Raw genomic sequence first — 1,010 nt, 5'->3', positions numbered from 1 at the left:
AACCCGAGTTCGATTAATATTTAGATAGATTTTATTAGCAAAAAAGATAGATTTTTAGTAAATTAAAGTACTGAAATTCAATTTATTAATCTAAAAACCTATCTATGATAATCTACTCTAAAATTACTGAAATTTTCTGTCTTGTTGATGAATTTTGCAAAGAATATGATGAATTAGTTGATAAACACCTTTTGGGTAATCCATCAAAACGTCCATCCATTATGTCAAAAAGTGAGGTCATTACTATTACCATTTTATTTCAATTAAGTGGATTTAGAACCTTTAAGCACTTCTACATTTATTATTTGCAAAAACATATGCAAGATGATTTTCCTAATACAGTTTCATACAATAGATTTACAGAACTAATGCAACAATGTTTAATGCCAATGACTTTGTTTTTAAAGACCTGTTGTTTGGGCGATTGCACAGGTATTTCCTTTGTAGATTCTACACCTGTTAGAGTATGTAAACCTAAACGAATTAAAAACAATAAAGTCTTTAAAGGCATTGCAACCACTGGTAAATCTACTATGGGATGGTTTCATGGTTTTAAGCTTCACATTGTTATAAATGATAAAGGAGAAATCTTAAATTTCACAATCACACAAGCAAATGTTGATGATAGAACACCGTTAAAAAAGAAGTCTTTTTTAGATAAAATCTACGGAAAACTATATGCAGATAAAGGCTATATTGGTAAAGATTTAATGCAACTTCTTTTTACTGATGGATTGCATTTAATTACGCATATTAAAAACAACATGAAGAATTCTTTAATGACAATGAGTGATAAAATTTTACTACGCAAACGTTCTGTTATTGAAACTGTAAATGATGAATTGAAAAATATCTGCCAAATTGAACATTCTAGACATAGAAGCTTTACTAATTTTCTGTCAAATATCGTTGCAGGGCTTATTGCATATAGTTTTTTGCCTAAAAAACCTTCTATAAAATACCAAACAGTTAATACTAATCAACTTGCGTTTTATTAATCGAACTCAGGT

1 protein-coding gene is annotated in these 1,010 nt (G+C 28.5%); it reads left to right on the top strand.

Going from position 1 to position 1,010, the window contains the following annotated elements:
* Positions 1 to 104 precede the first annotated feature (104 nt).
* Positions 105 to 998: an IS982 family transposase gene (locus tag Q0762_RS13875; protein ID WP_298767727.1), complete on the top strand. Its 894-nt coding sequence runs from the start codon at positions 105 to 107 to the stop codon at positions 996 to 998.
* The last annotated feature ends 12 nt before the right edge of the window (positions 999 to 1,010 follow it).

Source organism: uncultured Polaribacter sp., assembly GCF_947495205.1.
GTDB lineage: Bacteria > Bacteroidota > Bacteroidia > Flavobacteriales > Flavobacteriaceae > Polaribacter.
Note: the sequence above shows the minus strand (reverse complement) of the source record. Positions and strands in the feature narration are given on the sequence as shown.

What these genes read in the sequence shown, in the direction of transcription:
- Q0762_RS13875 (WP_298767727.1), top strand. Translation starts at nt 105, where the DNA reads ATGATAATCTACTCTAAAATTACTGAAATTTTCTGTCTTGTTGATGAA.